The following is a 26984-nucleotide window of genomic DNA, read 5'->3' as shown; positions in this document are numbered from 1 at the left end:
CTTACAGTTCGACTTGGAATGTCTGTTCTTTCGATGGAAATGACTGATCTTGTACCGCCTGATGGTACGCTTTAATCGCATCCAAAATAGCAGTCTCACCCGATTGTTCTTTCATAAAATTACGGACAAATTTTGCGACACGGCCCATGGTCAATCCAAGCATATCTTGGACAACAAGAACCTGACCATCGGTATCTACGCCCGCACCAATACCAATCACCGGCGTATTCGGGAAAAGTTCAGTGATTTCTTTACCTAACTGTGCTGGAACGCATTCGAGTAAAAGTGCTGCAGCACCCGCTTCAACAACAGCCTTACAGTCAGCAATGAGCTGATCAGCGGCTTCACGAGTTTTTGCTTGCAGCTTATAACCACCAAATACATGTACTGACTGAGGCGTTAATCCCAGATGTACACACACAGGAATGCCGTTACGCGTCAATACTTGCACAATCTCACTGAGCCAAGCACCACCTTCCAACTTGACCATTTGCGCGCCAACTTGCATCACTTTTTTAGAATTTTGTAATGCATCATTTAGTGTCGCATAACTCATGAATGGTAAGTCAGTTAATATAAATGCATGTTGATTGGCACGACGTACCGCGGCTGTATGATAAGCCATATCATCAACAGTCACAGGCAATGTCGAGTCATGGCCTTGGATCGTCATCCCCAAGGAATCACCAATTAAAATTGTATCAACTTCAGCAACTTCCATTATTCGAGCCATACTTGCATCATAGCAAGTGAGGCAAGAAAACTTTCGTCCTTGTTGCTTAAATTGTCTTAAATCATTCAGACTTAGCATAAAGATGTCCTCTAACACAGTCCCTTAGGAAGCACAGTTCCTTGGAGCATTCTGAAAAATTAAACATTCACCCATGACGCATCTGCAAGCACAGTTAATTGACTCTGCTTAACACTATCCGCATCTTGAATATTCAATCCATTGATTTTTAAATTGCTATCTAAATCCAACAACGGTAATAGAACAAAGTCACGTTCTAATATGCCGATATGAGGCACAGTCAAACGCTCATGTTGGATCTTTTCATCACCATAAAGTAATAGATCTAAATCAAGTGTTCTTTCACCCCAACGGCGCAAACGAACACGCCCTGATTCTTGTTCAATTTTTTGTAATTGGTCCAAGAGATCCAGCGGTGCAAACACTGTCTCTAGTTTAACAACCGCATTATGATAATGGGGTTGATCTTGAGGGCCCATTGGCGGACTGTGATACAGTCTTGAAGCCTGAATTCGACCTAATGCCGCAAGCTTTTGGTATGCGTCTATCAATATTTGTCGAGAATCACCTAAGTTACTTCCCAGCCCAATATAGGTCTTCGTCATCATTGAGTCGGGCCGAAAACCACTGTACTTAAATCACGTTTCACACGTCTACGCTTCAAAATTGGATGATCTGCATGGATCTCTCCTTCAGCAATAGGCGTTTTTGCATAGTTTGAACGTTTATTTTCAAAGCCAGAGTTATGCGCGGGTTTACTGCGTGAACGTCTACTTCGAGATTCCGTCTCTTTCACTAATGGTTCAATGAAAGACTGTTCCTTCGTATCAACAGTTTCATCCGTTGCAGTTGTCGACTTTCGACGACTCTTATTGCGTTGTCGGTTATAAACACTAATCGCACGCTCTTTTTCATCAAGCGACATGTTTTGATAAGCATCCCACCAACTGCCCATGCCCTGCGTCGTTTCATCACCTGACTTTTCACGCAGCAACATAAAGTCGAATCCGGCACGGAAGCGAGCATGACCCGAAAGCGACTCAATTTGCTGTGCTTTTGGATTCAACAAACGTGTTTGCATTTCCCATACTTCACGAATAAATGTTTCAGCAAAACGTGGAATAATGGTTCGGGTTGCCTGACGTTTTAAAACATCTAAGCCTGCTTGTGCACGTGCCTCAGTCGCCACGACACCTTTATTTGAATAAATTTCACAACGCTCTAAGAATTGCTGCCATAACAACACCGCATAAAAGAACGCAGGATTAATGGTCTTACCCACTTGAATACGTTGATCTGTATTTTGCGCAGCGCGCTCGATGAATTGATTAATATCTGCTGGAACTTCAGCAAATAATTGATTCCAAATTCCAAACTCAATCAGCATCGGCAACACACGATTCAAATGTCCCATCGTGAAAAGCTTTTGCGATTCATCATATAAACGGTGTGGAGATACATCACGTAATAGATTGGTCAGTTCAGGAGTGAAAACTTTTAAAATTTTTGGATCAATGCTGAAGTTTAATTTTGCTGCAAAGCGTAAAGTACGCAGCATTCGAACAGGATCTTCTTCGAATCTTAATTTTGGATCCCCCAACAATCGTAAAGTTTTGTCTTGAATATCTTCAATCGCATTACAGAAATCTAGAACAATTCCTTTACGTGGCTGGTAATACATCGCATTAATTGAAAAATCGCGACGAGCAAAATCTTCTTCTATCGTACCCCAGTTATTATCACGAAGAATCATCCCCGCGGCAGAGGTCACTGCTTTTTTAGGTGGTGCACGAAAAGTGGCTACTTCAATTAACTCTCGACCTGAATAGACATGGGCCAATTCAAAACGACGACCAATAATTCGACAACGACGACCAAAGACTTCTTTAATCTGATTGGGGGTTGCGTTGGTCACTGCATCAAAATCTTTAGGCGTTAAACCTAGCATTAAGTCACGTACACCGCCACCGACGATATAGGCTTCGTAGCCTGCTTTGGTTAAAGAATCAATAACATCTAATATATAAGAAGGTAATTGAGCGGTGGATAATCCACACTTAGACGCGTGCAAAGTTTGCAAAAGACGCTGTCTCCTACGTCAAGACGTAAAAATCATAATTGTGCTAATCATAGCTCTATCACAATCAAAGGGCAATTTGATTATCAAAATCTGGTAAGGAATATTTAAATTTATTCAAAATTTTTTGTGATCAATACCATCTAAAATTACAGATCAAAGCCCCAGACGTGCCCGATTTTTTTCCAATAATTTAGGACCGATGCCTTTGACATTCTGAAGCTCATCTACAGATTTAAATTTTCCATTTTTTTGTCGATACTCCACAATCGCTTGAGCTTTTTTCTCCCCCACGCCACTAAGCTGTTGAAGTTCTGCAACTGTGGCTGAGTTCAATCGGACTTTATCAGCTGCTCCAACACTTGAATTTTTACTTGTAAAATTTGTCTTTGCGTTGCTTACAGTCGGTTTAGACAAGTAAAACTGAGCATCCGCTTTATTTAAACGTTCATCTTCAGCTTTCTGCTCTGCTTTCCATTTCAGATAAGACTGATCAAATTGTTGAGCCATGACATGACCAGAGAACAAGGCATAACTCAACATCAGCACGACACTATAAAATAAAGAATGAATTCGTTTAAAGCTCACTGGTTTTGAATAAAGCTGCTGAATCTTGATTGCGATTATTTTCATAAAAGTCCATATTTTTATTTTGTTTATCTGCTGTTAATTGTTGAGCGTTTAAATGATGTTTCGCTTGCTCCCACAACAGATCCATTTCTTCTAAAGTCATTTCTTCAATTTTTTTCTGCTGTTCTTGGGCTTGGTCTTCAATATAGGCAAATCGACTTTTAAATTTATGGATTGTGCCCAATAACGCCATTTCACTCGAAACGCCTAGTTTACGCCCGACATTAATCAATGAAAACAAACAATCGCCAAATTCATCACGTATTTCATCGGAATTATGATTTAAAACAGCTTCTTCCAGCTCTGCCAGCTCCTCATTCAGTTTTGAATATGCATCTTCAACACATTCAAAATCAAAACCAATTTGAGCCGCGCTTTGCTGAATTTGCTGTGCTTGAATCAAAGCGGGTGCATGTTTCACTTCATCTAATCTCGATAGTTTCTGATCTTTTTTTTCAGATTGCTTGATTGACTTCCAGAGTGCCGTTACTTCATCTACGCTCAGGTTTTCAAATTGTTCAGCTTGAAAAACATGGGGGTGCCTACGAATTAACTTTTCAGAAATGGCATCAACCACATCATTAAAATTAAATAAACCACGTTCACTGTACATCTGTGCCTGGAAAACAACTTGCAACAGCAAATCACCAAGTTCTTCTTTGACATGCAGAGCATTGCCTTGTCGGACAGCCTCTTCAACTTCATAGGCTTCCTCTATGGCATAAGCGGTTAAGCTTTCAGGTGTTTGAGCTTGATCCCAAGGACACTTTTCTCGAAGCTCTTGCATGATTTTTAGTAGTTTTTCCATAGAGATACACCTTTCAGCTGATTCGTTAATCCATGAGATGACTTGTAAAATGACGTTCTTTTGTGCTCAACTGCTTAACGCAGGAACAGTTCAAATAAAAGACATAAAAAGGAATCATGGATGATGCAGAGTATTTTTATTAGTGGGGCAGCGCAAGGTATAGGTGCTGCAGTAGCTGAATTATTTTATCGAAATAATTACAAAGTAGGCATCTATGATGTCAATACTCAACAGGCAGAACAGCTCGCGCAAAGACTGGGTAAAAATGCCAAAGCAGGGCGATTAGATGTTTCTAATTATCAGCAATGGCAAGACGCCCTTAGCGATTTTAATGATTGGGCGGGTGAGATTAATATTCTGGTCAATAATGCAGGAGTACTCTATTCAGGGCCCTTTGAAAAAACCGAGATTGAAGCACATCACCGCACTATAGACGTCAATGTCAATGGAGTACTTAATGGATGTCATGCTGCATTCCCTTATTTAAAAAACGCCTCATTTGCACGCGTGATCAACCTTTCATCTGCTTCTGCAATTTATGGTCAAGCCGATCTTATTTCATACTCTGCAAGTAAGTTTGCTGTGCGTGGTATCACCGAAGGCTTGGATGTAGAGTGGCAGAAATATGGTATCCGCGTTTTAGACGTGATGCCGCTGTTTGTAAAAACAAATATGGTCAAGGATATGAATGCAGGAACGATTCAGAGTATGGGAGTTCATTTAAGCCCACATGATGTTGCTCAACAGATCTTTAAATCTGTAAAGGTCAAGGATTCGCTTCTGACTGCTACACACCACACGGTTGGCGTAAAATCCGAGCTAATGTACCAAGTTTCTCGATTAAGCCCACAATTCCTAAATAGAATCAGCAATTTATTTTTAAGTAAAAATAAATGACAACTTCGTCATATTTATGTAATATTCCCGCAACCCATCTAGGGTTTAGATAAAAACTCACACATACTTCGAGAATATAAATGAAAAAATTCATATCTTTAGCAATTATTGCAGCTATTTCTTCAACAACTTTTGCTGAAACGACTTCCGGCGTTCAACAAATCAGTAGCAAAGAACTAAAAGCTATGGACTGTGCAACCCTTGCTGTAGAGAAATCTAATGCTAAACGTAGCTTTGAAGCAGCAGATAAAAATATTACCGCAGCTGCTACACAAACACCGGCTAAATCATTAAGTAAGTGGGCTGGCGTGGCAAGTGGCGCACTTTCAAGTTTTGGTGGAAACTCTGAAAAAGCAACTAAAGCTGGGCAATTTGCAAATAATTTAGCTGGCGAACAAGATACTTCTGATGCTTCAAACGTTGAATTACAACAAAAAATTAAAGCAACATCTCAAGCAAATCTTGACAATATTGCAATTTACCAAGGTTCTAAGAAGTGCAAAATCTAAAGTCTTCATAGACTAAGATTTTAAAGACTAAAATCTTTAAAGACTAAGACCTTTAAAGACAAAAATTTTAGTCAATTTGCTAGACACAAAAAAAGCCTGCAATTGCAGGCTTTTTTTCAGTGATTAATTACCTTGAACCAATCGTCTCGCACTAATAATTCCCGGCTGCTGTTCTAAACGAGCCAGCAAACGTGACAATTGTGACAAGCCTTTCACCTCAATCAGCAACTTCATATTCGCAATACCATCTAATTCAGAAATAGTATTAACCTGTCGAATATTAATTTGATCTGAGAAAATAACTTGAGTTAAGTCTTTCAACAAACCACGACGATCGTAAGCTTCCACCACAATCTGGACACTCTGCCCTCGTGTGGGTTGCATTTCCCAGTCTGCTTCAACTGCTCGCTCAGGTTCTTGACTGATCATGCGAACATAGTCAGGACACGCCACTTTATGAATACTAACGCCACGATTTAGCGTGATATACCCTGCGATCGATTCACCATGTACTGGCTGACAGCACTGCGCAACATGGAGTTCGACATTATCTAAACCATCTATCAGAATGCCATGTGCAGAAAGAGTATGGCTCGCACGAGGGTTTAATGTCGGCTTCAATACCAGTTCAGGCTCGTCCTGATCCAAGTGCATATGACGATTTACTTGATTCATTAAGGCATGCAGACTGATGTCTCCACTAACCAATGCAACCAAGATATCTTCGCCAGCTTTTACATTAAAATGATTACAATAATCATTTAAATCAATACTTTTGGGATGAATTGCGAGGCGCGACAATTCTTTGGTTAAGAGATCACGACCTACTTCTAAATTCTTACTACGATCTTGTTGCCTAAACCAATGACGCAACTTATCACGTGCGCGAGCTGTTTTGATGTAACCCAACGAATGGACTAACCAATCACGGTTAGGCTCACGATCCTTCTTGGTCAGAATTTCAACTTGCTCGCCTGTCTTCAACGTATAGGTCAAAGGTACGTAGCGCTGATTCACACGCGCTGCATAGCACTTATTACCTACTTCGGTATGCACATGATAAGCAAAGTCGAGTACCGTCGAGTTTCGCGGTAATTCTTTAATATCGCCATCGCGACTAAACACATAGATTTTTTCAAAATCTTCAAAGTCTTGTAGCTGCTCGAAACTTTCAGTCTCATCCTCATTCGGATGACCACTGCTTTCGTTACGTTCTTGATAATGCTCTAAAACTGAACGCAATGAATGTAAGCGATGATTAAATGAATAATCAGTGGTTTTTGAACCTTCTTTATAATTAAAGTGCGAACACACCCCTAACTCAGCTTCTTCGTGCATTTCTTGTGTACGAATCTGAATCTCTAAAGATTTATTTTCCGCAATTACCGCTGTGTGTAATGAACGATAGCCATTGGCTTTCGGATTGGTAATATAATCATCAAACTGATGTGGAATATGACGCCAGATTTGATGAACAATACCTAAGGTGTGATAACACTCAGGTACAGACTTGACCAAAACACGCAGCGCACGAATATCATAAAGCTGATCAAAACTTAGGTTTTTACTTTTCATTTTTCGATAAATCGAATAAATGTGTTTCACTCGACCAGAAATTTCCGCATCGATTCCATGACCTAATAATTCAGCTTTTAGTTTGTCGACGACGAACTGAATGTACTGCTCACGCTCTAAACGCTTTTCATTCAGTAATGACGCAATTTCTTTATATCGTTCTGGTGCTAAATAGCGAAATGCGAGATCTTCAAGTTCCCACTTTAATTGAGCAATGCCTAAGCGATGCGCCAAAGGCGAATAGATGGTCAAGATCTCTCGAGCCACACGTTCTTGACGTTCTCGAGAAGATTGCTGTAATTCACGTAGCGAGTACGTTCGTTCAGCAAGTTTAATTAAGACAACACGAACATCTTCAGTGACAGAAATCAGCATTTTATAAATGCCTGTCAAATGTTCACGCTGGTTATTATTAAAATGATCTTCTAAGCGTTTATTCTTTTCAATCAGCTCAGAAAGTTTACCCATCGCCAAAGTACCTTTGACGAGATTATAAACGTTATCACCAAACAGCTTTTGAATTTCTTCGAGTGAAGTAATGCCTTCACGTACACTTCGGTACAACATTGCAGCGGATAACGTATCTTCATCTACATGCAAATGCGCCAAAATATCGGCCATTCCCAGACCTGTGGCAAAGGTATTGGTCTTGATATTTATGGTAGACGTAAGCTCTTTCTGTAAAACAGTCTGAGCGACTTCTTCTAGTTGTTTAAGTTCTGCACCGTCTAAAATTGTACGCACACGATCTAGCCAAGTTGCTAAACCTTGTTGCGCTTCTGCGGCATGTTCTACAGTCGTTTCCTCAGACAATTCATCGAATCGTCCAGGTAACTGCTCACGCACTGTGACCATACCCTTCTCCTATCAATCTACTCTTCATTATATTAAATCAACACTTTTAGCATTCGCTTTTTTCAAATAAAGCAATAGATTCGACATGACCAGTATGCGTAAACATATCCATCACGCCCGCCTTCTTTAGTTGATATCCATGTCGTACTAAAATTCCAGCATCTCGTGCTAATGTAGCAGGGTTACATGACACATATACTATTTTTTTCGCGCCAAAATTAGGCACATAATGCATAATTTCTTCAGCACCACTCCTAGGAGGGTCAATTAAAAGTGCATCAAAACCTTGATTTGCCCAAGAATGTTGCGAAAAGTCTTGCGTCAAATCCTGCGCGTAAAACTTAACATTTTTAATGCTATTTTTCAGTGCATTTTCTGTACCACGCAACACCATTTCCTCGCTACCTTCAACTGCGACTACGTTGCCATCGGCACCTACACATTGCGCGAGTGGAAGTGAAAAATTCCCAAGACCGCTAAATAAGTCGAGTACCCGTTCGCCACCTTTCAAATCAAGCAATTCACATGCCAGCTTGACCATCTTTGGATTCACTGTGGGATTCACTTGCGTGAAATCAGTCGGTTTAAAAGCAAAGTTAATATCAAAATCATCTAAATGATAATGCAATCGCATCTCTGCATTTTCATCATCAATACGATGAACTGATTCGGTGCCTTTTGGCTGTAAATACAACTGCCAACTCTTCTTTAACGCAAAATCTTTTAATAGGTTGACATCATTTTTATTCAATTTATTTATATGGCGAATCAATAAAGCAACTTCACGATGACCTTTTGCCAATTCAATATGACCGAGGTCTGCTTTGCCTTTAAGACTTTCAAGCATCTGCTTGAGCTCAGGTAACGCTTGATCTAACTCAGCATCTAAAATTTTACAGGTGGTAATTTCAGTCAGTCGATTACTCTGCGCTTCACGGAAACCCATTAAAAATTTATTTTGATTGGGAATATACCGTACACCGATCCGAGCTTTATGACGATAATCGACTCGATCTGAACGCACCGGCGTTAACCATTGTTCTGTTTGAATCCCTGCGAAATGTTCTAGATGAGATTTCAACACCTCTTGTTTGAGACGAATTTGTTCATCAGGTTGAATATGCTGCATATTACAACCACCGCACACACCGAAATGTGGACAAATCGGTTCTATGCGATATGGACTAGGCTCACTGATTAAACGAACACTTTCTGCTTCTTCAAGTTTTTTGGCTTGATGTGTAATTTGCGCCTCAACCGTTTCACCTGGTAAAGCATAACGAATAAATACTTTCTTACCATGCTTGTCACTTGGGTGTTCTTGCTCATCAGCAGCGTAATGCGCGATCCCTCGCCCTTCGTGTGAAAGTCTCTCAACTTTAAAAATATAACGTGGAAGCTGAGATGGGCGAGTAGATGCTCTATGTTTCAAAGGAATACCTAATGTTGTGAAGCGGGGAAATCTGATGTTGTAAAATCAGTCTGAGTAGAACTTTCTTGCCAAACACGCAAAAAATCTTTTTGCTGTGGCTGACCTTGTAAATAATGAATCGTCGCTTGAATCCACAAACGATGGTCTTCAGGCAAAATTTGCCCTTTAAGCAATAAGAATCGCAAATACACCAACCATGTATTCAACACATCACCCTCACAATAGCTGGTGAGTTCTAACCATTGTTGAGTACGTACATATTCAGGAATAAAGTAGCCCGTTAAACCGCGCTTACCCGGATACCCCAAGAGATAGGCGATGTCATCCAGTTTTTGAAAATTACGCCCATTAAACATGGCCATAAAGTCCATCAAATCGATATGACGATGATGATAACGATTTTGGTAATTATTATAGCGCTTTTGCGAGTCAATTTCGCCTTGATCAAACAAACTCGGTGCAGATAGTCCATGATACATGGCACGAAATAAGATCACAGGCAAGTCAAACTGAGAGCCATTCCAGCTAATCAAGGTCGGATTACGTTTATCAAAAATAGAAATGAATTTTTGTAAAATTTCAGCTTCGCTAAAGTTTTCCTGACTAAATGAAAATAAAGTCATGACCCCTTTTTCATCAATCCATAGCCCTGAGATACAGACAATTTCATGTAAGGGTAAGCGCTGAAAATCAGAACCCGATTCTTGACGGCGTAGCTTCGTCAAGGCCTGATCTAAACTCTCTTGAGGTAAATCTAAGCCATATAAATGCGCTCCTGATTTAAGATCAGTCAATGTTTCAATATCAAACACTAAAACAGGTAAGCGCATTTTTCTTTCTCTTTAATTATTCTTCATCTTCAACAGAAAAAAGTCCTGTTGATAAATAACGATCGCCACGGTCACAAACAATACAAACGATAACCGCATCTGGATGCTGTTCAGCAATCTTAACCGATGCCCAAACGGCACCACCCGATGAAGTTCCAGCACTGATGCCTTCTTTACGTGCCAATTGACGTGCTGTTTTTTCAGCTTCAATTTGCGGAATATCCATAATTTGATCAACACGTTTCGCATCAAAAATCGTTGGCAAATACTCTTCAGGCCAACGGCGGATCCCCGCAATATTAGACCCTTCTGAAGGCTGCAAACCAATGATCTGAACATCAGGGTTTTGTTCTTTCAAATACTTTGAAATCCCCATGATCGTACCCGTTGTTCCCATAGAACTAACGAAATGGGTAATTTTGCCGCCCGTTTGTTGCCAAATTTCAGGACCAGTCGTCAAGTAATGTGCTTCAACATTATCAGGATTACCAAACTGATTTAAAACCAAACCTAAACCATCTTTTTCCATTTGTAGCGCCATATCACGCGCTTCTTCCATCGTTTCGGCATCAATGAGTTCAGCACCATATGCACGCATCGCATCTTTACGTTCTTGGCTTGAACTTGCAGGCATGATCAACTTCATATGGTAACCACGCATCGCAGCAACCATCGCCAGTGCAATACCTGTATTTCCGCTCGTCGCTTCAATCAAAGTATCACCAGGTTTGATTTGTCCGCGCTTTTCAGCCTGCATGATCATATTATAAGCAGGGCGATCTTTTACAGAACCTGCTGGATTATTCCCTTCTAGTTTTGCAAGTACGGTCGCTTGAGTATGACTCGCCAGACGCTGAAGCCTTACCAGTGGGGTTTTCCCAACATAATGGTCTAACAAAAATTCGTCTGCTAAGAAATCAGGTTGTGTATTACTCATTGTTTGCACCTAGATCGAGGTGCGGCTATTGTATGAAAAAAACGATACTTCTGCATTAACTTCAACTGCTTTTTATTGAATGCGATTAAAGCGCCGTCATTTTTTATAAAGCGTGCTAATATGCCTCACATGGGGAATGAGCCACTCTACACATGCCGAATTTTAATAAAAAACTCTTTAATCGTCTTAAACTCAACCATGCATATGGGCAACTTATTGCGCTCATTTTTGTGCCCATTGCGGTACTGGCAAGTGTAGGTTCTGCACTGGTTTTAACTGAAACATCCAATTCCGCTAAATCTGAACAACGATTTGCAGCGCAAGCGATTCTCAACCGTTATAAATCAACCGCTGAAAACATTATTAAAGTCGTTGAAACCAATCCCAGCGTAGCGCAATCAGATCGTGCAAAAATCATTTTGCAAAGAATGTTTAATGAAAAGTACTTAATTAGTGCCGCTATTGTTGATCAAAATCAAAACAACTATTTTAGTCTTGGATATCAAGGCAATCGTAAGTGGCCTAAATTCCCAGTCAAGTACAACACTTTTGGCCCAGTCCACGATCAAAAAAACAATATATATGGCATCAAGCTTACATCGCCCAATCAAACTCAGCGCTGGTTAGTGATTGAACTCGACAATCAGCCCTTGGCGATTTCTCAATATCGCGTTTTTATCGTCCTCATCACCACGGGCTTACTCACGCTATTATTACTTCTATTGTGTTTGAATTTTTATTCGAGACGATGGATTGCACCGATGTATGAAATTCGCATGCAACTGCAACGTTTGAACGCAGATACGCTTGATCAGCATATGGTCATTAATAGCACAGGAGAGCTCAGACTCTTACAACGAGATATCGCGAATGTTGTTAAGCGCTTACACTTTAGCTTTTTAGAACTGAAAGAACATACTGAACAAACGGAAGACGATTTACGTCGTACTTTAGACACGCTTGAAGTGCAAAACATCACCTATAAACAAGCACGTGACCAAGCCATTTCATCCAATCAAGCAAAGTCTGTTTTCTTGGCCAATATTAGTCATGAATTACGTACGCCACTCAACAGTATTGATGGCTTTATTCATTTGCTTTTACGTCAAGACAATCTCAGTAATGACCAAAGTCTATACTTACAAACGATTCGTAAATCATCCGCACACTTATTGGCTTTGATTAATGATGTACTCGATTTTTCTAAAATTGATGCAGGTAAATTAGAACTCGAAATCGCACCCTTCGATTTAGAAGAAGCCATTTATGATGTAATGGATATGTTGTCTCCATTGGCAGCACAAAAACAAATCGACATGGCCTTTTACTATGCGGATACGGTGCCGAAACATGTATTTGGTGATGCGCTCCGTTTCAAACAAATTCTCACCAACTTGATTTCCAATGCGATCAAATTCACGCCAGATGGTGAAATTATTGTCCGTGCACGTATGGAGCATGATGATATTGGACAGTGTTTATTACATTTTAGTGTACAAGACAGCGGCATTGGTTTAAGCGGCACAGATCGCAAACGTCTATTTGAATCATTCTCTCAAGGTGATGCATCGGTCACTCGTCAATTTGGGGGAACTGGTTTAGGTTTAGCGATTTCTAAACAATTGGTCAGCTTAATGCATGGTCAAATTGGCTTCGAAGACAATCAAGAACGTGCGCCCACTGAAAAAGGTTCTACATTCTGGTTTAGTGCTCGATTTGGCGTTGATGAAGAAGAGATTATTCATCCTGTATTTGATGATATCCATGTCGTTTCATATCTAGCCCATCCTGCTACAGCGAATGTATTGCGTCATTATTTAGAAAATTATGATGTCGAACATACGGAATCACAGTCGATATTAGATTTATTCAGTCGATTAAATTCACAAAAACTAGATGCTGAAAATACATGGTTAATTGTAGATCATAGCGGTGATACCGAAGCCCTACTTAAAGAAATTCGTGGACGTTATGACGGGCATTTGGCTGTTTATGGCTACCAAATGGTTTTAGATCTGAGCATGCTCAATGAATACAAAGCACGTCCACTTTATCAACCGCTCAGTCGTAGCTCACTCATTCAACTTTTAGAAAACCAACCGATATTCGAACAAGAACAGCACGATGATTTTAAAGCGCTCAATTTGCATATTTTGGCAGTCGATGATCACCTCCCCAATTTAGTGGTATTAGAAGCATTATTGGGTGAAATTAATGTGCAGACCACCAAAGCACAAAGTGGACAAGCAGCGCTTGAAATTATTCAGCAACGTATTCAACAAAAGTTAAAACCTTTTGACTTGATCTTTATGGATATTCAAATGCCGGTCATGTCTGGGATCGATACCACGCGTGCTATACGTTCATTAGAATCGACTATTGAAGACATGCGCATGCCGATTATCGCACTCACGGCACATGCCCTTGCCGATGAAAAACAAAAATTGCTCAAAGTTGGTATGGATGATTATGTGACTAAGCCGATTCAGATGGATCAGATCATCCATATTTTAACGCAATGGACCAGTGACAAATTTATTAATCCAGTTAAAACATCTGAAAAAATCTTACGTATAGAAAGTCTGGATCATTCAATTTTAGATTGGAATCAATCCATTCAACTCGCCGCCAATAAAGAAGATTTAGCTCACGATTTGTTGAGCATGTTGGTCGATAGCTTTGACATTGAATTAAATGAAATTAAGCAGCTCATTGAAATGGAAGACTATCCTCAACTTGAGCATGTCTTACATCGTTTATATGGTGCTACACGCTATGTCGGCACACCAAAATTACAACAAATCACAGGTGAGTTTGAACAATTCGTATCGACATTACGTAAAGAACGTCGCAAAGCAGATGAGCCCTTTGTTCAAGCTATTTTAGATCGCTTCCAACAATTGCAATTGGCAACTGAAGATGTTGAAAATGCAGCAAAATTAATTTTAAATTCGTAAATTGAATTTGTTATCTATTCTGACTGATTTCCATGACTATGCTGTCACGTACGCATTAAAAACACATGTTATGCTTGATCAGATAAACAATAATCCAGAGTATCGATCATGACGCTGCTTCGAGTAGAAAAGAATAATGGTATCGCAACAGTCTATTTAAACCGTCCAGATAAACGCAATGCGATGAGCTTTGCCCTATTAAAAGAACTGGTCAAAACGGCTGATAAAATTAGACAGGATCGAAGTATTCGTTGCGTAATTTTGATCGGTGAAGCTCAAGTATTTAGCGCAGGTATTGATCTAGCTGATTTAAATAATCCCAAGAATAAAGCCTACGCTGCTTGGGAGCTTATAAAACCGGGTCAAAGTTTATTTCAAAAAGCATTTCTCATTTGGCAAGAACTTCCTGTTCCTGTGATTGCGGCAATTGAAGGTTACTGTTTTGGCGCAGGTATGCAATTGGCCTTGGCTGCTGATATTCGAATTGCACACCCTAAAACGCAAATGTCTATTATGGAAACTCGCTGGGGCTTAGTCCCTGATATGGGATTAACTCGCACGATCAAAGGAATTATTGGTGTTGATCTTGCTAAAGAGCTGTCATTAACTGCGCGTATTTTTGATGCTGAATATGCCAAAGAAATTGGTTTAGTCACACATTTAGCCGAAACTCCGCTAGAAAAAGCACAGCAGCTTGCAGAAGAAATTATTCAACGCTCTCCAGATGCTGTGGCCGCAGTTAAACAAGTCCTCGACGCCATGGAACATAATCCGAAAAAGTCTTTACGTTTAGAAAAAATTTGGCAATTGAAGCTGCTTTTGGGAAAAAATAGTTTGATTGCGCGTAAAAAAGACAAGAATCCTGACGTCAAATTTTTACCTCGCCAGTATAAATAATATAGGTGCACAATGAGTTTAGACATTAAAACCAAAATTGCTTTTTTAGGAATGGGTTTAATGGGCAGTCGAATGGCCACACGCTTAATTCAAGCAGGCTATTCGGTTGCAGTATGGAATAGGACAGCAAGTGCGTGTGATCCGCTGATTAATTTGGGAGCAGAAATGCTCGAACTGAATCGAATTGCAACCTATCCAGTGGTTTTGATTTGTCTTTCAGATGATGATGCTGTTCAAAATGTTTTTGATCATTTCAAAAATCACCTCAAAGCAGATCAAATTCTGGTCGACTTTTCAAGTTTGTCTGTTAGCAAAACCAAGTTATTGGCAGAACAAGCTCAACAGCGTGATGCTATATGGATAGACTCACCAGTCTCTGGGGGTACGGCAGGCGCTGAAAATGGCAGTTTGGTGATCTTCGCTGGTGGAGACACCGCCACAATTCAAAGCTTAGCTCCCATTTATTCTGTACTTTCACAGCGTTTGACACGTATGGGTGAAACAGGAACGGGACAAGCCACTAAAATTTGTAATCAGTTAATCGTTGCTGCGAATAGTACGCTTATTGCTGAAGCAGTCGCACTTGCACAACAAGCAGGCGTTGATACTAGCTTACTTGCACCTGCCCTTGCTGGTGGATTTGCGGACTCAAAACCCTTTCAGATTTTAACGCCCCGTATGGCAACGCATCAATTTGAACCTGTTCAGTGGAAAGTCAAAACACTTTCAAAAGATCTGAATAATGCAGTGCAACTGGCCCAACAATTTGATTTAAATATTCCTGTTGCAGAGCGCGCGTTATTACAGCTTGAGTCACATCAACAATCGGGTTTTGCTGAGTCAGATTTAGCAACGATCATTCAATATATTGAAAAATAAAATATTGAAAATAAAGTCTTAGCGTTTTTATATAAGGTAGACATATGATTCAACTTGCGGTTAATTTATCCATGATTTTTACTGAAGTGCCTCTTATTGAGCGTTTTGCTTTAGCCGCTGAACATGGATTTTCCACAGTTGAAATTCAGTTCCCCTATGAGCTCAGCATTGCTGATATCCGTCAGCAGTTAAATCAACACCAATTAAAACTCTGTCTGATGAATGTTCCTGCTGGTGACTTAATGCAAGGTGGAAACGGCATTGCTGGTTTGCCGGGAGCTGAAGCTGAATTTAAGCAAGCGCTTGATCTTGCAATAGAGTATGCACATGCACTTGCCGTACCTCGTGTCAATATTTTAGCCGGCAGAAAACCGCTAGATGTTGAGCGTTTATCTTGTATAGAGACCCTTGTAAGCAACTTAAAATATGCATCTACAAAACTGGCCGAACATCAGATTCAACCTGTATTTGAAATGATTAATGGCACAGACATGCCTCATTTTTTGGTCCAGAATATTGCTCAAGCTCAAGAGATCATAGAAGCCGTCCAACACCCTGCTTTAAAAATGCAGTTTGATTGTTATCATATGGCGATGATGCAAGAAAATGTATTAGACGCATTACAGGTTAATATAAATCAAATTGGACATATTCAATTTGCAGATTGTCCGGGACGTAATCAACCTGATACAGCGAATATCCAATTTCAGGAAATTTTTGATTATTTACAGAAAAGTCCGTATTCAGGTTATGTTGCAGCTGAGTATAAACCTAGCCCAAATTCATCAACATCTTTTGCTTGGAAAAATAAATACTTTTTGAACTAAGGATTTACTGAATTATTCAATGCTAAATTTGAATTTTTTACATAAAAGCGCTATAGTTATAGATTGAGTTATAGTCAGGAAAAAACACTTCTCATGAATTTAGAACCATCGCCCGGCGCTTCTAATTCTCACGAACTCTCAATGAATTCTCAATCTAAAGACGTACAATCTTGTTTGAAAGTTGTACAAGAGGCATTGCTAGACGTTAAAGCTAAAGATATCACAGTCATGGATATCAGCGCGATTAGTAATGTTGCCGATGCTATCGTGATTGCATCAGGTACATCTACCCGTCATGTGAAAGCATTGGCTAACAACGTTGCTGAAGAAGCACGTAAAGCTGGTTTTCGCCCGATTGGTGTTGAAGGTGAAAGCGATGCAGAATGGATTCTTGTGGATCTAGGTTTCGTTGTGGTTCACTTAATGCTTCCTACTGCACGTAAATTCTATGACCTAGAAAGCTTATGGCGCAATACAGCAGAATCTGTAGCGTAATAATTTTAAAAGCGACTTTAAGTCGCTTTTTTAATTCCTGTCATCTGGTTCAATCGTCATTTTAAAAAAATATATCCCCTATTGGGCGTTCATTTAACAATTATGATCTTACTGATCTTCTCAATATAAAAACTAAACATTTAATGAACTGCTTTTTAACCCGTCTTTTTTAAATCCTATTCTGCTCTACTCCGACTCTATCAAAGCCTTAAGTAATTTTGAAATGATCAATTCAGAATCAATCTGACGGATCCTCATTCAGATTAAGACTGATATTGCAGTTTTAAGAAAGTAAGCATAGCCAATTTATTTTTAGAAAATATGAGTTTATAACCATGCTATTGTCTAATTTTTCAGAAACTCTGACTATTGAAAAGTACTTCAGTCATCTCATTAAAAATACTTTTTTATATATGCGCGATTTTTTAAGATGACTCACCTAGTATCTGCCTAGAAATTCGCACATAAAAAAACTGCCTTTCGGCAGTTTTTAATTTTAATCTTTGACCTAAGAATTAGTGACCTGAGCCATTGATCGCTTTAGTCATGTCTTCCACAACTTTTTTCGCATCACCAAAAATCATCATGGTTTTGTCGTTGTAGAACAAGTCATTGTCTAGACCTGCATAACCTGTCGCCATAGAACGCTTAATCACCATGATTGTGCGCGCTTTATGTGCTTCCAGAATTGGCATACCATAAATAGGTGATGTCGGATCGTCTTTAGCCGCTGGGTTAACTACGTCATTTGCACCAATCACCAGCACCACATCTGTTGCAGGAAAGTCTGAGTTAATCTCATCCATTTCTAGAATATCTTCATAAGCAACATCTGCTTCTGCCAAAAGCACGTTCATATGACCCGGCATACGTCCAGCAACAGGATGAATCGCAAAACGTACCGTCACACCTTGTTCTTTTAAGATGTTGGCAAGTTCTTTCACCGCGTTCTGTGCACGGCCTTGCGCCATACCATAACCAGGCACAATCACAACACTGTCTGCATTGGACATTAGGAAACCTGCGTCATCTGCTGAACCTGAACGATGATTACGTTGAACTTTATCACCTGTGTTTGCAACGGCAGCTGTTCCACCCATTGCACCACCAAACAGTACATTGATGATTGAACGGTTCATTGCCTTACACATGATATAAGACAAAATCGCACCTGAAGACCCAACAAGTGAACCTGCTACGATCAACATATTATTTTCAAGTGTGAAGCCAATTCCTGCTGCAGCCCAACCTGAGAATGAGTTCAATAATGAAACCACGACTGGCATGTCACCGCCACCCACTGGCGCAATCCAAACCCAACCCAACACCAGAGCAAGACCCGTCATTGCCCAGAAAGACGTCATATTTCCAGTCAAGAAGAAATGGATACCCGCCGCAAGCATTGCGATAAAAATGATGGCTTGTACAGGTTTAACCCAAGTACCCGAAATGGTTTTTGCCCATTTTTTTGCAGCCAACTTACCATAAGCAAATACAGATGCAGTAAAGGTAATCGCACCAACAAAGCAGCCAATGAACAATTCAAACAAATGAACTCGGCTCATTTGGTGAAAATCAACACCATTCACAGCAAGTAAATCTGGACCCAACTCAATTAACTTGTTGTTATGAATAATCGCAGCAATCGCAATGAGAACCGCAGCTAGACCGACAAGTGAATGCATCAACGCAACTGTTTCAGGCATTTGCGTCATTGGCACTGTACGTGCACGTGCAATGCCCACAATCGCACCTAAAACCATCGCGCCTAAAATCATCCAAACCACTGGATTATCTGCGACGAAGAATGTCGTAAGTACTGCAATTCCCATGGCGATCATGCCATAACGATTACCTTGAATCGCTGTTTTAGGACCAGACAAACCACGAAGCGTTAAAATAAAAAGAACGGCACCAATCAGGTAGAACCAATCCGCATACTCTCGAATAAATTCCATGGCTTAGCCCTCTTTCTTTTTTTGTTTTGGTTTAAACATTTCGAGCATACGTGCAGTCACTGCGAAACCACCAAAAATATTAATACTTGCCAAGAACACGGCGATCGCACCCAACACGCTCACCACATTAATCGTTTGAAAATCCACACTGCCTTCTACACCCATCACAGGTAAGCCCACAGTTTGAATCATCGCACCCACAATGATGATGGATGAAAGTGCATTGGTCACCGCCATTAAAGGGGTGTGTAATGCTGGTGTCACGCCCCAAACCACGTAATAACCTACGAAGATTGCAAGAACGAAAATAGTTATTGTTTCAACCATGATTAGTCTCCTTAACCACGTTTAAACAGGACTTGACCGCTATGCGTGACAAGCAATGCTTTTTGAATTTCATCTTCTTGATTGATCTTAAAATTCTTATCTTGATCAAAAAGCGTTTCTACGAAATTGAATACATTTCGTGCATAAAGTGATGATGCTTCTGTAGACACCGTGGCTGGAATATTCGGAATACCCAAAATTTTCACGCCATTTTCAGTCACCACATTTTCACCAGATACCGAACCTTCAACATTTCCGCCAGATTCAACGGCCATATCAAGAATCACTGAACCCGGTTTCATTTTCGCGACCGTTTCAGCACGAATTAGACGAGGTGCATCACGACCAGGAAGAAGCGCTGTGGTAATCACGATATCCGCATTTGAAACAGCTTTATCCACAATGGCTGCTTGATCTTGAATATATTGTTCACCTGGCATCCAGCCATAACCATTTTTCGCAGCATCAGCAGCTTTTTGTTTTTCTTCGTCGGACATTGGCACATCTAGCCATTTGCCACCTAAAGATTCCACTTGGTCACGTGCGGTTGGACGTAAATCTGTCGCTTCTACAATGGCACCCAAACGTTTCGCGGTTGCAATCGCTTGTAGTCCTGCCACGCCAACACCCATGATCACTACACGTGCAGGTTTAACTGTACCTGCTGCGGTCATCAACATTGGAAACATGCGCTGGTATTCTGCGGCTGCTAAAAGTACAGATTTATAACCTGCCAAGTTAGCTTGAGAGGACAATACGTCCATGCTTTGCCCACGAGATAAAGTTCGAGGCAATAGCTCTAATGCAAATGCAGATATTTGCTGATTTGCAAATTGATCGAGTTCCGTATTGCGATATGGATCAAACATTGCAACGACGGTTGTATTGGCAGAAAGCTTTTGAATCTCATCGCCTTTAGGGGCACGAACTTTCAAAATCAACTGACTTCCAGTATAAGCATCGTCTGTCACAGTAGCGCCGACTTGTTCATAAGCACTATCGATGAAGGCTGCTTTAACGCCTGCACCACGTTGAATAACAACGCTATGACCTGCGCTAATGAATTTTTTGACTGTTTCCGGTGTAGCGGCGATTCGACTTTCACCGACGACAGTTTCGGTAGGGATTCCGATCTGCATGAGCATTCCTCAAGCTAATTTTTCTATAAGTAAATATCGCACCCTGCGATATTCCCCCAGATATTTATTCATATGAATTTTTGGATTCTAATTGAACTTTTTTAAAATACCACCCAATATTTATTTAATAAATACCCTCATTTTGAACTGATGATTCACAAATATGGATTATTTTTGAACAAAAACCAATCAAAAATGAACATTATCTGTCAAAAAAAATTCTCATGAATGAAAATGCTGATTATTTAATGATTGAATTGAATTAAAGATCCGTTTTTAAAATGCCATGGATTGATCTTGGTGACATTTCAAAATCTAAATTTTGGCAATCAGGTCAATTTATTTTTTTGCTTCAAATGAATCCAGGCCTATGTTTCAGGTTTGTTTAATTTAAGCATTTGCTTTAACGACACTTTCACCAATAATGATGAGTCATTCTTATGACAAAATTTTCAAATATTTTTGTCAAAATAGTCATTCATTTATTTTTAGATTTTTATATTTAATGCAGACATCCATATAAAATTATAAAAATCACTATTCATTGAAAATTAATTTTATTTGGCAACAAAAAAACTTTAAAAAATGATTTATTCATTTTAATTATTGATAAGCGCTGTTAAAAAGGATTTTACCGCACCAAAATAGAGCATTACTTAATCAGTCGGTGCTTTGCGCTGTCCTTCAAAAAATAAGTTGAGCATCTATTCTTTTTAATGATGTACTTCATCAGATTTTAAGCTTTTATATTTGCGCTGCTGAGTTTTATACTCGTTCTGACCTGAGCTATTTAGCTCTGTTCTGCTTGATTAACCCTGTTCTACTTGATTAACGCTGTTCTGCTTGAACATACAACTCTAAGGTTTTTACGAAAATGTCTTTAGCCGTTAGCAAAACGCAATTAGGAACTTTATTTGCAATTGCAGCCGCTTTTTTATTTAGCACTAAAGCCATTTTCATCAAACAAGCCTATGAACTTTCACCTCTCGTAGATGGGACTGTCCTTTTAGCCTTGAGAATGGGCAGTGCCTTACCCTTCTTTTTATTATTGTGCTGGTTCAACCGCAAAAATAATCGCAATCTCAGCGTATCTGATTGGCTACTTTTGACCCTTGCAGGTTTAATTGGTTACTACTTTTCAAGCTGGTTAGATTTTATGGGGCTGATGTACATCAGTGCATCGCTTGAACGCATTATTTTATTTTTATATCCTACATTAACGGTTATTGCATCCAGCATTATTTATCGACAGAAACTCAGTATTAAAAGTATCTGTGCAATTGCTTTAAGCTACGGCGGAACGCTCATTGTCATGTTGCAAGAGCAGAGCGACGTTCCCCATGAAGGAAAGTTCTGGCTCGGGGTAAGTCTAGTATTTGCAAGTGCTGTCAGTTTCGCAATTTATTTACTGCTCACGCCTCGTTTGATTCAGAAATTTGGCTCATGGAATTTTACGGGATTAGCGCTGAGTATTGCTTGTATTGGAACGCTTCTACACTATGTCCTCTCTACGCCTAATCCGATAGCGTTGATTGAGCAATTACCCAGCAGTGTCATTTGGTATGGCGTTGCACTTGGTTTTGCCGTCACGGTCCTTCCCACAATTTTAATTGCGCAAGGGATTGCTCGAATCGGCGCATCTCAAACTGCCATGATCGCCTCGATTGGGCCTATTTTGACGATCATCTTAGCCACCTTATTTTTAGGTGAAAATATGAATGCCATCCAATGGTTTGGTTGTGCACTGAATATTATTGGGGTATTGATTATTACTTTATCTAAAAAGAAATTAGCGCATTAATTTATTTTATTTTTACACTAATCACTATATTCAAAATATGGGTCGTAGATCATAATAGTGAAAAACATGACACACCCATTCATCATGTTCAAAACAAGGCCAAATCAGGACTTACCTATCTATACGACTATTGCTGTCTCTTTTTATCATCGTTTTTTAGTTTAGCCAGACATGTTGACTTCAAGTTGATGATATTGAGTATGCGCTTTACACGACAACCTCAACGTAAATAACCTAAACATAAAATAGTCGTTCAAATAAAGGATGTAAAAGCTGTTGATTGAAAACCCACTCGATATTCATGAAGATAAAGCGCTGCTCTGGCTCATGGCAATCGCTTGCGGAATTTGTGCAGGTGCAAATTACTATTCACAACCTCTTATTCATTCGATCCAACTCTATTTTCATGCACCTGAGGCAGAGGTCGCACTGACTGTAACCTTGGCTCAAATCTCTTATGCCATTGGTTTATTATTCATTGTGCCTTTGGGGGATATTGTCAACAAAACCAAGTTCATTCCTCTATTGATGCTCTTTGCCGCGATCGGATTATTTATTTGCGCTTTTTCAGTCAGTTTACCGATGCTCTGGATTGGCACAATTATCACTGGACTCTTTTCTGTTGCTGCTCAAATTTTGATTCCCTTTGCCACGATGGCGGTAAAACCTGAAAAAACAGGTGAAGTTGTCGGTATGCTGATGAGTGGTTTACTGGTCGGCATTTTGTTGTCGACGAGTTTGGCTGGCTTATTATCGAATCTCTTCAACTGGAAACTTATTTATATTGTCAGCGGCATTTTAATGTTAATGGTTGCAGTGGTTTTAAATGCCCGTTTACCATTCCTGCCCAGCTCAACTATGAGTTATCTAAGCATCTTCCGTTCTATGGGCTCACTGATTGCTAAAGAACCGAGATTAATCTATCGCTCTCTCATTGGCAGCTTCGCATTCGCAACCATGAGCATTTTGTTTTCAACTATTGCCATTTTAATGACAGCGTCATTTCAGCTTTCAGATGTCATCGTGGGTTTAATTGCGCTTGCGGGTGTATTTGGCGCACTTTCCACCAAGAAGGTTGGACAAATTGCAGATAAGGGCTATACCCATATCATCACTTGGGCTGGTATCGGAATTTTAGCTAGTGCTTGGTTATTCCTGTACTTGGGTGAAATTTATCTCATCAGTTATATTTTCGGCTTCGGGTTAATGAACTTAGGTCTCGCCTTTATACACTCCAGTAATCAAAATATTGTTTTTCGTTTACGCCCGGATGCCAAATCAAGAATTAATTCAATTTATATGACCAGTTATTTTATTGGCGGTGCCGGCGGTTCTGCCTTGGGTATTTATGCATGGCATCATGGTGGGTGGTTAAGCGTCTGCCTAGTGGGTATCGGCTTAGTGCTTTGTGCTGTTGTTTTCACGCTTTTAGACAATCGTTATAAAGCTAAAACACTTTAATTGTTGATTAGAAAATTTAGCAATCATGAATATCAATTAAAAAATTCAATTCTAGGAAACTACGTCCGTTCGCAGTTTCTATGACTTGGCTCAATGCTCGATCTATGCCACACTCTTAAAACTAAAAATTGCAACTAAAACAAAGATAAAGCAGCAAACAAAAAGAATGAACAATGAAAGCCGTTATTTGTCATAAGCATCAACTGAGTTTGGAGACCTTACCCGAGCTCAAACCCTCCAAAGGTCAGGTGTTGTTGGACGTCATACGTTGCGGAGTCTGTGGCAGTGATTTACATATGCAACATAGCTGTGATCATATGCATGAGCTGACGTCACGTATTGGTTTAAAAGGTGTGGCGAAGTCTTCAGATAAATTTGTCATGGGCCATGAATTTTGTGGAAAAATTTTAGATTATGGCCCTAAAACTCGTCATAAATTTAAAACGGATACCTTGGTTTGTTCAATGCCTTTATTGAATGTAGCTGAACTGGGTTATCAAGCAACGGGATTATCACCTCATGCATCAGGCGGTTATGCCGAGCAAATTTTAGTACAGTCTCAGCTGATGTTTGCGGTACCCAATGGTTTAGTTCCTGATTTAGCTGCAATGACTGAACCTATGGCGGTCGCGCTGCATGCAGTACGTCGTAGCAGAATTAAAAAAAATGAGCCTGCTATTGTGATTGGCTGTGGTCCAGTCGGCTTAGGTATTATTTTAATGCTCAAAGCATCTGGCGTAAAAACCGTGGTTGCCAGTGATTTCTCTATAAATCGTCGCCGTCTCGCCGAAATCTGTGGTGCAGATGTGGTGATTGATCCTAAACAAAGTTCACCCTTTGATAACTGGAAAGAGTACGGCTTAATTGGCAATGCATCAGAGGCAATTAATTACGGCATCGGATTATTTGAAAAAATCCAAGCGTTAAATTTACCTTGGTGGCATGCTTGGCGAGTTGCAGATAAATTGGGCGCGCTGCCGAAGAGACCTGTTATTTTTGAATGTGTTGGTGTCCCTGGGATTTTGCAACAGATCATCAATGGCGCACCCTTATTTTCTAAAATTGTGGGGGTTGGTGTCTGTATGCAGAGCGATCAAATTGAGCCTGCATTAGCCGTGAATAAAGAAATCGAAATTCAATTCGTCATGGGTTATACCCCATTAGAATTTCGTGATGCCTTACACATGATCGCTGAAGGTAAAATTGATTGTTCTTGTTTACTCACTGGAGTCGTTGGATTAGAAGGCGTAGAGGAAGCGTTCAAAGCCTTAAGTGATCCTGAAAAACATGCCAAAATTATGGTTGATCCTAAAAAATTAGGCAATAAACTCAGCGCAACAGCGGCTTAAAGATAAGAATGAAGTGACACTAAGTAGAAGAAGATATTTTTTTAAATATCTTCTTCTATCACAATCGACTATGACTCTATTCTACAACCTTCTTCTATTACAACCTTCTTCTATCTACAACCATTTTCTATAAGCTTATTCAATCAGCGTGTTCAACAATCTTCAATCTCAAATATCTAGCGGCATGGCACCAAAACTGAATAAGTTCTCCATAGATTCTGATCAAATATTCATTAGACTTTTCATAAATTAAAAAAATGATTGAGCAGCAATAAATTGATATGTAAAAACACCTACGCCTTCTAAGCGAAGGCTAGGCTAAGGAAATAATGAGAGTGCATTTATTGTATAAAAATGACTGATGAAAAGATCAATTTTTGATAGGGCTATTTGTAAATCTTCATTCACAAATAGCTTTAGCTAAAAATAATATTAACTACGAATAACGTTACAGAGAGAAAACGAGCTTAAAGAATCAATAATGCACGACTGAGCGTATCGACTTACCTTCATGCATTAAATCAAAAGCCTCATTAATGCGATCTAGCCCCATGGTATGCGTCACAAAAGGCTCCAATTGAATATCGCCTTTCATTGCCTCTTCAACCATATCTGGCAACTGCGAACGGCCTTTAACACCACCAAATGCAGAACCTTTCCAAGTACGACCAGTCACCAATTGAAAGGGTCGAGTTGAAATTTCCTGTCCAGCACCAGCGACACCTATAATCACCGATTGGCCCCAACCACGATGGGTACATTCCAATGCAGAACGCATAACCTGCGTATTGCCAATACATTCAAAGGAATGGTCTACACCCCAGCCAGTCATTTCCACAATAACGTCTTGAACAGGACGCTCATGATCTTTAGGATTCACAAAATCTGTTGCGCCAAATTTTTCTGCAAGTTTATATTTTTCAGGATTGGTATCAATCGCAATGATTCGGCCTGCTTTGGCTTTTTGCGCGCCTTGCACGACTGCTAAACCTATTCCCCCCAAACCAAAAACAGCTACGCTATCGCCTTCCTGAACCTTTGCTGTGTTTTTAACTGCACCAAGTCCCGTTGTTACACCGCAGCCTAATAAACACACATGCTCTGGATTAGCATCTGGATTAATTTTTGCCAGAGAAACTTCAGCCACAACAGTATATTCTGAGAAAGTTGAACAGCCCATATAATGATAAATCGGCTGACCATTATATGAAAATCTAGTCGTTCCATCAGGCATTAAGCCTTTGCCTTGTGTGGCACGCACAGAAACGCAAAGATTGGTTTTCCCTGATGTGCAGAATAAACACTCTCCGCATTCTGCAGTATATAGTGGAATAACATGATCACCTGGTTGAACACTGGTGACGCCTTCACCGACTTCAACAACAATACCTGCGCCTTCATGCCCCAAGACCGCTGGAAATACACCTTCAGGATCATCCCCAGACAAGGTAAATGCATCTGTATGGCATACTCCTGTATGCGTGATTTTGACCAATACTTCGCCTGCCTTAGGCGGAGCAACATCAATTTCAACAATTTCTAATGGTTGACCTGGACCGAATGCAACCGCTGCACGTGATTTCATTGAATATC

Annotated in this window: 23 protein-coding genes; 10 read left to right on the top strand and 13 right to left on the bottom strand. The window is 40.0% G+C overall.

All coding sequences use genetic code 11. The features are described from left to right. Position 1: 1 nt before the first annotated feature. The 5 genes from panB to mazG form a co-directional block, all read right to left on the bottom strand. Positions 2 to 811 (bottom strand): 3-methyl-2-oxobutanoate hydroxymethyltransferase, encoded by an 810-nt coding sequence (gene panB / locus V5M36_RS02790; protein WP_338561800.1) that lies wholly within the window; start codon positions 809 to 811, stop codon positions 2 to 4. A 59-nt stretch (positions 812 to 870) separates the two neighbouring features. Continuing rightward, a complete protein-coding gene (gene folK, locus V5M36_RS02785; protein ID WP_338561798.1) occupies positions 871 to 1359 on the bottom strand; it encodes a 2-amino-4-hydroxy-6-hydroxymethyldihydropteridine diphosphokinase in 489 nt (162 codons plus the stop codon). Next, positions 1356 to 2831 (bottom strand): polynucleotide adenylyltransferase PcnB, encoded by a 1476-nt coding sequence (gene pcnB / locus V5M36_RS02780; RefSeq protein ID WP_338561796.1) that lies wholly within the window; start codon positions 2829 to 2831, stop codon positions 1356 to 1358. The genes folK and pcnB overlap by 4 nt, the downstream gene beginning before the upstream one ends. Positions 2832 to 2984: 153 nt before the next feature. After that, positions 2985 to 3446, bottom strand: coding sequence for a ComEA family DNA-binding protein (locus V5M36_RS02775; RefSeq protein ID WP_445206322.1), 462 nt, complete (start codon positions 3444 to 3446; stop codon positions 2985 to 2987). Continuing rightward, complete coding sequence (gene mazG, locus V5M36_RS02770) at positions 3406 to 4266, bottom strand: nucleoside triphosphate pyrophosphohydrolase (protein ID WP_338561794.1); 861 nt, start codon at positions 4264 to 4266, stop codon at positions 3406 to 3408. The genes V5M36_RS02775 and mazG overlap by 41 nt, the downstream gene beginning before the upstream one ends. Positions 4267 to 4386: 120 nt before the next feature. Here mazG and V5M36_RS02765 point away from each other — a divergent pair, with 120 nt between their 5' ends. Beyond that, positions 4387 to 5163, top strand: coding sequence for an SDR family oxidoreductase (locus tag V5M36_RS02765; protein ID WP_338561792.1), 777 nt, complete (start codon positions 4387 to 4389; stop codon positions 5161 to 5163). Positions 5164 to 5243: 80 nt separating this feature from the next. Then, positions 5244 to 5672: a hypothetical protein gene (locus V5M36_RS02760; protein WP_338561790.1), complete on the top strand. Its 429-nt coding sequence runs from the start codon at positions 5244 to 5246 to the stop codon at positions 5670 to 5672. Between the two features lie 123 nt (positions 5673 to 5795). Here the strand turns inward: V5M36_RS02760 and V5M36_RS02755 are convergent, their stop codons facing one another. From V5M36_RS02755 to cysM, 4 genes are read right to left on the bottom strand one after another with little or no spacing between them, the layout of a single operon-like run. Then, positions 5796 to 8102 carry a RelA/SpoT family protein gene (locus V5M36_RS02755; protein ID WP_338561787.1) on the bottom strand — a complete coding sequence of 769 codons (2307 nt, stop codon included), beginning with the start codon at positions 8100 to 8102 and terminating at the stop codon, positions 5796 to 5798. Positions 8103 to 8148: 46 nt separating this feature from the next. Next, on the bottom strand, positions 8149 to 9534 hold the full coding sequence (gene rlmD / locus V5M36_RS02750; RefSeq protein ID WP_338561784.1) for a 23S rRNA (uracil(1939)-C(5))-methyltransferase RlmD: 1386 nt from the start codon (positions 9532 to 9534) through the stop codon (positions 8149 to 8151). An 8-nt stretch (positions 9535 to 9542) separates the two neighbouring features. Beyond that, positions 9543 to 10364: a 3'-5' exonuclease gene (locus V5M36_RS02745; protein ID WP_338561781.1), complete on the bottom strand. Its 822-nt coding sequence runs from the start codon at positions 10362 to 10364 to the stop codon at positions 9543 to 9545. 16 nt (positions 10365 to 10380) lie between these two features. Continuing rightward, on the bottom strand, positions 10381 to 11301 hold the full coding sequence (cysM, locus tag V5M36_RS02740) for a cysteine synthase CysM (protein WP_338561778.1): 921 nt from the start codon (positions 11299 to 11301) through the stop codon (positions 10381 to 10383). Positions 11302 to 11453: 152 nt separating this feature from the next. Between cysM and V5M36_RS02735 the strand changes: the two genes are divergently transcribed. The 5 genes from V5M36_RS02735 (at position 11454) to rsfS (ending at position 17356) form a co-directional block, all read left to right on the top strand. Further along, positions 11454 to 14258 carry a GacS-like sensor histidine kinase gene (locus V5M36_RS02735; protein ID WP_338561776.1) on the top strand — a complete coding sequence of 935 codons (2805 nt, stop codon included), beginning with the start codon at positions 11454 to 11456 and terminating at the stop codon, positions 14256 to 14258. Positions 14259 to 14366: 108 nt separating this feature from the next. Then, positions 14367 to 15155 (top strand): crotonase/enoyl-CoA hydratase family protein, encoded by a 789-nt coding sequence (locus V5M36_RS02730; protein ID WP_338561774.1) that lies wholly within the window; start codon positions 14367 to 14369, stop codon positions 15153 to 15155. A gap of 12 nt (positions 15156 to 15167) precedes the next feature. Then, a complete protein-coding gene (locus tag V5M36_RS02725) occupies positions 15168 to 16034 on the top strand; it encodes an NAD(P)-dependent oxidoreductase (RefSeq protein ID WP_338561772.1) in 867 nt (288 codons plus the stop codon). Positions 16035 to 16078: 44 nt separating this feature from the next. Further along, positions 16079 to 16861 carry a hydroxypyruvate isomerase family protein gene (locus tag V5M36_RS02720; RefSeq protein ID WP_338561770.1) on the top strand — a complete coding sequence of 261 codons (783 nt, stop codon included), beginning with the start codon at positions 16079 to 16081 and terminating at the stop codon, positions 16859 to 16861. Positions 16862 to 16954: 93 nt separating this feature from the next. Further along, a complete protein-coding gene (gene rsfS / locus V5M36_RS02715) occupies positions 16955 to 17356 on the top strand; it encodes a ribosome silencing factor (protein WP_338561768.1) in 402 nt (133 codons plus the stop codon). A gap of 515 nt (positions 17357 to 17871) precedes the next feature. On the opposite strand, the gene V5M36_RS02710 is transcribed toward rsfS, so the two are convergent. Genes V5M36_RS02710 through V5M36_RS02700 form a run of 3 tightly spaced genes read right to left on the bottom strand, consistent with a single transcriptional unit; the run spans position 17872 to position 20780 of the window. After that, positions 17872 to 19314 (bottom strand): NAD(P)(+) transhydrogenase (Re/Si-specific) subunit beta, encoded by a 1443-nt coding sequence (locus tag V5M36_RS02710; RefSeq protein WP_338561766.1) that lies wholly within the window; start codon positions 19312 to 19314, stop codon positions 17872 to 17874. Positions 19315 to 19317: 3 nt separating this feature from the next. Continuing rightward, positions 19318 to 19641, bottom strand: a complete 324-nt coding sequence (locus tag V5M36_RS02705) for a proton-translocating transhydrogenase family protein (RefSeq protein WP_067655944.1) — start codon at positions 19639 to 19641, stop codon at positions 19318 to 19320. 11 nt (positions 19642 to 19652) lie between these two features. After that, the gene (locus tag V5M36_RS02700) at positions 19653 to 20780 is read right to left on the bottom strand and encodes a Re/Si-specific NAD(P)(+) transhydrogenase subunit alpha (protein WP_338561762.1); all 1128 of its coding nucleotides are present in this window, start codon (positions 20778 to 20780) and stop codon (positions 19653 to 19655) included. 874 nt (positions 20781 to 21654) lie between these two features. Here V5M36_RS02700 and V5M36_RS02695 point away from each other — a divergent pair. The 3 genes from V5M36_RS02695 (at position 21655) to V5M36_RS02685 (ending at position 25391) form a co-directional block, all read left to right on the top strand. After that, positions 21655 to 22581 (top strand): DMT family transporter, encoded by a 927-nt coding sequence (locus V5M36_RS02695; protein WP_338561760.1) that lies wholly within the window; start codon positions 21655 to 21657, stop codon positions 22579 to 22581. Positions 22582 to 22860: 279 nt separating this feature from the next. Continuing rightward, a complete protein-coding gene (locus V5M36_RS02690) occupies positions 22861 to 24042 on the top strand; it encodes an MFS transporter (protein ID WP_338563991.1) in 1182 nt (393 codons plus the stop codon). 173 nt (positions 24043 to 24215) lie between these two features. Further along, positions 24216 to 25391 (top strand): zinc-binding dehydrogenase, encoded by a 1176-nt coding sequence (locus tag V5M36_RS02685; protein ID WP_338561758.1) that lies wholly within the window; start codon positions 24216 to 24218, stop codon positions 25389 to 25391. 475 nt (positions 25392 to 25866) lie between these two features. Here V5M36_RS02685 and V5M36_RS02680 read toward each other — a convergent pair whose 3' ends face one another. Further along, complete coding sequence (locus V5M36_RS02680; protein WP_338561755.1) at positions 25867 to 26976, bottom strand: S-(hydroxymethyl)glutathione dehydrogenase/class III alcohol dehydrogenase; 1110 nt, start codon at positions 26974 to 26976, stop codon at positions 25867 to 25869. Positions 26977 to 26984: the final 8 nt, after the last annotated feature.

This window comes from Acinetobacter sp. KS-LM10 (assembly GCF_036896575.1).
Classification (GTDB): Bacteria; Pseudomonadota; Gammaproteobacteria; order Pseudomonadales; family Moraxellaceae; genus Acinetobacter; species Acinetobacter avistercoris.
Note: the sequence above shows the minus strand (reverse complement) of the source record. Positions and strands in the feature narration are given on the sequence as shown.

Excerpts from the sequence above, each read along its gene's own strand:
- V5M36_RS02705 (WP_067655944.1), bottom strand. The coding sequence starts at position 19,641 with ATGGTTGAAACAATAACTATTTTCGTTCTTGCAATCTTCGTAGGTTAT.
- V5M36_RS02710 (WP_338561766.1), bottom strand. The coding sequence starts at position 19,314 with ATGGAATTTATTCGAGAGTATGCGGATTGGTTCTACCTGATTGGTGCC.
- V5M36_RS02765 (WP_338561792.1), top strand. The coding sequence starts at position 4,387 with ATGATGCAGAGTATTTTTATTAGTGGGGCAGCGCAAGGTATAGGTGCT.
- V5M36_RS02680 (WP_338561755.1), bottom strand. The coding sequence starts at position 26,976 with ATGAAATCACGTGCAGCGGTTGCATTCGGTCCAGGTCAACCATTAGAA.
- V5M36_RS02695 (WP_338561760.1), top strand. The coding sequence starts at position 21,655 with ATGTCTTTAGCCGTTAGCAAAACGCAATTAGGAACTTTATTTGCAATT.
- V5M36_RS02730 (WP_338561774.1), top strand. The coding sequence starts at position 14,367 with ATGACGCTGCTTCGAGTAGAAAAGAATAATGGTATCGCAACAGTCTAT.
- V5M36_RS02735 (WP_338561776.1), top strand. The coding sequence starts at position 11,454 with ATGCCGAATTTTAATAAAAAACTCTTTAATCGTCTTAAACTCAACCAT.
- rsfS (WP_338561768.1), top strand. The coding sequence starts at position 16,955 with ATGAATTTAGAACCATCGCCCGGCGCTTCTAATTCTCACGAACTCTCA.
- V5M36_RS02700 (WP_338561762.1), bottom strand. The coding sequence starts at position 20,780 with ATGCAGATCGGAATCCCTACCGAAACTGTCGTCGGTGAAAGTCGAATC.
- V5M36_RS02725 (WP_338561772.1), top strand. The coding sequence starts at position 15,168 with ATGAGTTTAGACATTAAAACCAAAATTGCTTTTTTAGGAATGGGTTTA.
- panB (WP_338561800.1), bottom strand. The coding sequence starts at position 811 with ATGCTAAGTCTGAATGATTTAAGACAATTTAAGCAACAAGGACGAAAG.
- folK (WP_338561798.1), bottom strand. The coding sequence starts at position 1,359 with ATGATGACGAAGACCTATATTGGGCTGGGAAGTAACTTAGGTGATTCT.
- cysM (WP_338561778.1), bottom strand. The coding sequence starts at position 11,301 with ATGAGTAATACACAACCTGATTTCTTAGCAGACGAATTTTTGTTAGAC.
- V5M36_RS02760 (WP_338561790.1), top strand. The coding sequence starts at position 5,244 with ATGAAAAAATTCATATCTTTAGCAATTATTGCAGCTATTTCTTCAACA.
- mazG (WP_338561794.1), bottom strand. The coding sequence starts at position 4,266 with ATGGAAAAACTACTAAAAATCATGCAAGAGCTTCGAGAAAAGTGTCCT.
- V5M36_RS02685 (WP_338561758.1), top strand. The coding sequence starts at position 24,216 with ATGAAAGCCGTTATTTGTCATAAGCATCAACTGAGTTTGGAGACCTTA.
- V5M36_RS02745 (WP_338561781.1), bottom strand. The coding sequence starts at position 10,364 with ATGCGCTTACCTGTTTTAGTGTTTGATATTGAAACATTGACTGATCTT.
- V5M36_RS02720 (WP_338561770.1), top strand. The coding sequence starts at position 16,079 with ATGATTCAACTTGCGGTTAATTTATCCATGATTTTTACTGAAGTGCCT.
- V5M36_RS02755 (WP_338561787.1), bottom strand. The coding sequence starts at position 8,102 with ATGGTCACAGTGCGTGAGCAGTTACCTGGACGATTCGATGAATTGTCT.